Here is a 5,800-nt window from a genome sequence, read left to right on the forward strand (position 1 = left end):
GGTACGCCCGCCGAGCAAACCGCACAGTCAACGGGTGCAGGCACCGCCTGCCGCCCCCCGCGCAGGGGAGTCTTCGACCCTTTCATTATGCGGCGCACTCGTTGGTGCGCCGTCAACTTCGGCGCGGGCTTCGTTAGAAACTCATCCGCAAGCCGAGGCTCAGGCTGCGGCCGGGCAGCGGCAGGATTTCCTTGAGGAAGGAAGTGTGCACGCGGGCCTCTTCGTTGGTGAGGTTAGTGCCGCGCGCGAAGAGCTCCCAAGTGGTTGGCCCGAGCGAGAGCTGGTAGCTGCCGTATACGCTGAGCAGCGCGTAGCTGTCGGTGGGCAGCTCGTTGGGAGCGGTGCGGTGCTGCGCGTCCACGTATTGGAGCTCGGTGCCGAGCGCGAAGGGGCCGCGCGCCCAGTCGAGCCCGACCTTGTGGCGGCGCGGAGTGATCCGCGGGAGATCGCTGCCGCCGGCCTGGAGGTTTTTACCGCGCACGGCGTCGGTCGCGAGGTGCAGGTCGAGGCGGCTCTGCGTGCTCTCGTAGAGGTGGATGGCGAGCTCGGCTTCCAGCCCGAGGAAGCGCGCGTCGGTCTGCGCGAAGCGGTAGACCGTGAGCCCGCTGTCGGCGTCGGGGTGGCTGAGGTCTTCGAAGTGAAAGTGGTCGCCATGCGCGATGGCGACCTGGCCGGTGGGCGCCTCAAAGACGTAGCCGTCGAAGCGGTTGATGAAGCCCGTCAGCGCGCCGGTTACGCGGCCCGTGCGGCGGCGCAGCGTGAGGTCGAGCGCGGTCGAGGTCTCGATGCCGAGGTTGGCATCGCCGATCTCGTAGGCGCGGGTGCCGATGTGCGGGCCATTGGCATAGCGCTCCTGGACGCCGGGGCCGCGCTCGCTGCGCGCTAGCGAGAGGCCGAGGCTCCAGTCCTCGCCCAAGCGCCACAGGCCGCCCGCGGAGAGGCTCACGAGATCGTCGCGCCGACTGCGGCCCGTGCCGTCGCGCACGGAGATTTTCTGCGACTCGAAGCGGCCACCCAGTTGCAGCGTGGCGGGCCCGACGGGCAGCTCTTCGTAGATAAAGGCGGCGTGGTTGGTGGTGCGCGAGGGCGGCACGAAGGCCTCGTCGCCGATAGCCTCGAAGTGGCTGCGGCTGAGCTGGCCGCCGACTGCGCCGGTGGCGCCCGCAATCGGGTTGTGCAGCAGCTCCAGGCGGGCGTCGTGACCGCGGTTTTTGAAGACGGTGTCTACCTGCCCATCGGCCAGCTCTTGGTGGCGGTAATCGGCGACACCGAGCTTGAACCTGGCACCGCGCAGCAGGCCGAACTCGCGGTTGATCTCGGCCTGGAGATCGAAGCGGCGCTGCACGAGGTCGATCTTCACATCGTCGCCGTGCGCGTGATCCGCGTCGTCGTCGCCATGATCGTGGTCGTGGTCGTCGTGCCCGTGATCATCATGGCCGTGGTCGTGCCCATGCCCATGATCGTGCCCTCCATCGCCGTGTGAGTGCGCGTGGCCGGGGACGCCGTAAAAACTGTTAAAACCGCTCCAGGCGGCGCCGATTTTCAGCTCGTCGCTGATCCATGCGAGGCCGACCGAGCCGCCGTCGCTCTCGATAGCGGTATTGGGGACGCGACCGTAGGCTTCTTCCTCTTCGTCGGCGTCGGCGTGATCGTGGTCGTGGTCGTGATCATCGTGGTCATGGTCGTGGTGCCCGGCGGCGCGTGCGCGGGCACTCTCGGCGTAGCCGGGGATCTTGATGTCGCGGGTGTCGCGCATGAAGCCGTCGAGGTGCCAGGCGAGGTGGTCGCCCAGGCCGCCGTCGAGGGCGAGGCCGCCGCTGGCCTCGCGGTTGGCGGACTCGGTGCGCGGGATCACGCGACCAGTGACGAGTGCATCGGGCACTCGCTCGGGGATCCGGTCGGTGATGACGTTTACCACGCCGCCGACGGCGTTGCCGCCGTAGAGCAGCGCGGCGGGCCCGCGCACGATTTCGACGCGGTCAAACAGCAGCGGATCGAGCGAGACGGCGTGGTCGGGGCTCGTGGTGGAGGCGTCGATCGTGCCGATGTGGTTTTCCAGAACCTTGAGCCGGTCGCCGCCGAGCCCGCGCACGACGGGGCGGCTGGCCCCGGGGCCGAAGTAGGTAGAGCTCACGCCGGGCTCGGCAGAGAGCATCTCGCCAAGCGAGGTGGACTGGCGCAGCGCGAGGCGGCGGCCATCGAGCAGCGAGACGGGCTGGGCGACTTCGCCGAGCGTGCGCGCGTAGGGCGCGGTCGAGACGACGACGCGCTCCAGGTGCAGGGGCTCGGCATCGAGGCCGGCGGCGTCGGAAGCGGGGCCGCGGGCGGCGGGGCTGCTGCTCTGCGCAGTGGCAGCGTGGGAAAATGCGGTCAGCGCAAGCGCGACCGATAGAAGGCGGGTACGAGTAGGAGGCATGGTGTTTGTTATGTCCGCCCCGCCGCACGGGATCGCAGCGGGGGCAAGCGCCACTCATAACAAACCTGTCAAGGGGTCGCAGACCCGTTTTTGTTGCGGCGCACTCGTTGGTGCGCCGTCCGGGGCGAGGCGCCCCCTGCCATTCACGCTCACGCGACTTGGGGAGGCGCGCATCTCACTCCGCCCTGCTAGCGCAGGGGCCGGTCTCCACAGCATCCGGACGAGCCGCCACCGAGCGGCTCGCCAAGTAAAAAGGGCGAAGCTCCCTTGAGTTATCGGCAGCAGCGCGCAGCCTGTGCGGCATGAGTCGCTTTACGCGTTTACTTTTTGTGTTCGCTCTCGGTGCGGTGGTGCCGCTCGGCCTCGACGTGGCCCGCACTTACGCGGCGGAGGCGCAGCCCGCAGAGGGGCCGCTCGTTCGCGGGATGGTCACGCGGCTTTTGGAAGACCGAAAGCTGGTGATGGTGAAGCACGAGGAAATCCCGGGTGTCATGCGGGCCATGACGATGGCCTTTTCGGTGCCGGAGGAGGCTTGGCCCAAGCTCAAGCCCGGTGCCTACCTGATCGGTAACCTCCAGGGCGGGCGCGGCGACTGGCGCTTGGTCAACGTCCGGCTCACCGACCGGCACTACAACCCGCTCCCCGAGGAGTAGTGAGCCGCTAGCTCAGCAGGATAAGCTACCTGTCAGGGCGGCGCACCAACGAGTGCGCCGCAAAAAATAGAAGGAGTCTATGACTCCTCGCGGCGGATTTGCCAGAGGCTCAGTGCGGCGGCGAGCAGCAGGATGGGCAGGCAGCCGAGCAGCAGTCCGTGCCAGCCCAGCGTGAAGACGAACCACGCCGACGAGAGCGAGGCGAGTGCCTGCGCGCCGAAGACCAGCAGGTCGTTTACCGCCTGCACCTTGAAACGCTCGGCGGGCGCATAGCTCTTGGGCAGCAGGGCGGTGCCGCCCATGAACAGGAAGTTCCAGCCCACGCCGAGCAGCAGCAGGCTGCCCCAGAAGTGCACGAGCTCCTGCCCGAAAAGCCCGATCACGACGACGCCGATGTAGAGCAGTGCCCCCGCCATCATCACCCGCCCCGCGCCGTAGCGCCGGATCAGCCCGCCGCTAAACACGCTCGGCAGGTACATGGCGACGATGTGCCCCTGGATGACCTGCTTGGTGCTGCCCAGGTCGAAGCCGCACATCTCGCGCATCGTGAGCGGCGTCGCGTGCATGATGAAGGTCATCATCCCAAACCCGATCGCCCCACCCAGCGCAGGGATGATGAACGCAGGCTTCTGGATAATCGCGCTCAAGTGCCGCGCGGCGGCCCCGCTTTTTTGGACAGCCATTGCCGTCTCGCGGTAGAAAAACTGGAAGGCCACCAACCCGCCAAGCGTCACGCCGCCGAGCAGCAAAAACGCCCCCGCGTAGCCCGGCCACCCGGGGAACCACGCATCCCCCCGCGCGCCAATCTCCGGCCCGACGAATGCCGCGAGCAGTCCGCCGCAAAGCAGCAGCGAAAGCGCAGGCCCGTGCTGCCGCGCATCGGCCACGCTCTCCAGCGCGGCAAAGCGAAACTGCTGCCAAAACGCCGCCGCCATCCCGAGGCACAAGCCCGCCAGCGCGAGCAGGACAAACCCGTCCGTCAACGTCCCCAGAAAGCCCAACCCCGCGCCGAGCAACCCCAGCGCGTAGCCTGCCCAAGACCCGCGCTTGCGCCCGAAACGCCGCAGCAACAACGCCGCGGGCACCGCCATGATCGCCGTGCCGACGACCAGCGCGGCCAGCGGCACAGTCGCCAGCTTAGGGCTCGGCGCGATCCGCGTCGCGAGCAGCCCGCCTACGAGCACCATCATCGTTGTCGCGCACATGCCCAGCGACTGGCACAGCGCGAGCACCCACACATTGCGCGGCAGTTTGAAAAACGAGGTCATAAGAAAACGCGGTGGCGGACTTCAGCCCCGCGCGCTCCGGAGCGCAAATAAACACCGGCTGATTCCTCCCCCGAAAAAGCGGGCCTCCACTACCCCGCTCTCACTACGCGTGGGGGCACAGTCGGCCCACCTGCCTTGCGCACAAAAGCGGTCGCGATGGCGCCGAGCAGCAGCAGCACCGTTGCCGACCAGAAGGCGGCGGCGTAGCTACCGGTTTCGACCCGCAGCCAGCCGCCGAGGAAGACCGCAATCGCCGCGAGCACCTGGTGCAAAAACCACGCCATACCGAGGATGCTGCCCATCGCATTGGCGCCAAACATATCGCCGATCAGCCCGGTTTTGAGCGGGATGATGGGCATGGAGGCGATGCCGTAGACCAGCGCAAAGGCATACAATTGCCAGATCTCGCTGGAGCAGGCGAGGAAGCCGAGGGCCAGCATGCGAATCAGGTACAGGCCGAGCAGCAGCTTCTTTTTCCCGACACGCCCGACCAGTTGCCCGCAGATCCACATCGACAGCGCACTCGCTCCTGCGGCGAGGCCGAGCACTCGTCCGCCGGTAGCAGCCGTAGCGCCCAGGTCCACCGCGAAACGCGGCAGATGCATCACCACCAGGTAGAGCGAATACCCGCAGGTCACAAAACCGATGGTAGCCATCCAGAAATCGGAATCCCGCAGTGCCTGCGCCAGCGCCGCCGACTTCGGCGGGGTAAAGGCGGACAACTCATCGCCGTCGGGAGCTTGTTGGAGTTTATCCGGCGAGCTGTGGCTCACAAACAGCACCAGCGGTAGCACCACTACCAGCATCAGGATGCCAAAAACCAGAAACGCGCCGCGAAAGCCGGAGGCCACGATCAGCCAACCCGCCAGCGGCAGAAACACCAATTGGCCGATGTTCATGCCCATCGCACTGCGTGCCAGCATCTTGGCCCGCCCGCGCACATACCAGCGCGCGACCAGCACCGAGTTTGCCATCGAGCCACAGCCCGCAAAACCAATCGCAGTGAGGACCCCGTAATACAGATAAAACTCCCAGAGCGTCGTCAGAGTCGAGGCGGCCAGAAAAGCCACGCCCATCAGCGCGACGCTGGCGGCAATCACCGGCCTGGGGCCGAAGCGGTCAATCAGGCGCCCCACGACCGGCTGAAACACGCCCCAGACGATCATGTTAAGCGCCGCTGCCGAGCTGAGCGTCGCCAGCCCCCAGCCGAAGCTTTCAGTCAGCGGCGCGAAAAACTGCCCGCCGCTGAGATTCAGGCCGAAGGCACCCATGAGGGTGACAAAGGCCACGGCGACGATGCGCGGGCCGTAGAATGGAGTCGTGGTGGTGTGCATGGGGTTGTTCTTGTCCGATGGGGGTTTTGTGAAAAATGCCCGTAGGCATGTGCGGACGATAGAGCGGGCCGTGCAGCGTCTGAAACTGCCTTTGGCCGAAAAGTCTTAAGGGGGGGGGGGGGGGGGGGG

At 66.9% G+C, this 5,800-nt stretch carries 4 protein-coding genes; 1 reads left to right on the forward strand and 3 read right to left on the reverse strand.

The genetic code is table 11. The annotated features are described in order from the left end of the window. Nucleotides 1-133 precede the first annotated feature (133 nt). The gene (locus AXK11_RS09110; protein ID WP_068631466.1) at nucleotides 134-2,416 is read right to left on the reverse strand and encodes a TonB-dependent receptor; all 2,283 of its coding nucleotides are present in this window, start codon (nucleotides 2,414-2,416) and stop codon (nucleotides 134-136) included. A gap of 302 nt (nucleotides 2,417-2,718) precedes the next feature. Here AXK11_RS09110 and AXK11_RS09115 point away from each other — a divergent pair, with 302 nt between their 5' ends. Further along, nucleotides 2,719-3,069 carry a copper-binding protein gene (locus tag AXK11_RS09115; RefSeq protein ID WP_068631468.1) on the forward strand — a complete coding sequence of 117 codons (351 nt, stop codon included), beginning with the start codon at nucleotides 2,719-2,721 and terminating at the stop codon, nucleotides 3,067-3,069. Nucleotides 3,070-3,146: 77 nt separating this feature from the next. Here AXK11_RS09115 and AXK11_RS09120 read toward each other — a convergent pair whose 3' ends face one another. Both AXK11_RS09120 and AXK11_RS09125 read right to left on the reverse strand, forming a co-directional pair. Continuing rightward, complete coding sequence (locus tag AXK11_RS09120) at nucleotides 3,147-4,337, reverse strand: MFS transporter (protein WP_068631469.1); 1,191 nt, start codon at nucleotides 4,335-4,337, stop codon at nucleotides 3,147-3,149. An 89-nt stretch (nucleotides 4,338-4,426) separates the two neighbouring features. Further along, entirely contained in the window at nucleotides 4,427-5,671 is a 1,245-nt protein-coding gene (locus AXK11_RS09125; protein ID WP_068631471.1) for an MFS transporter, read from the reverse strand. Between the last annotated feature and the right edge of the window lie 129 nt (nucleotides 5,672-5,800).

The organism is Cephaloticoccus primus (assembly GCF_001580015.1).
GTDB lineage: Bacteria > Verrucomicrobiota > Verrucomicrobiia > Opitutales > Opitutaceae > Cephaloticoccus > Cephaloticoccus primus.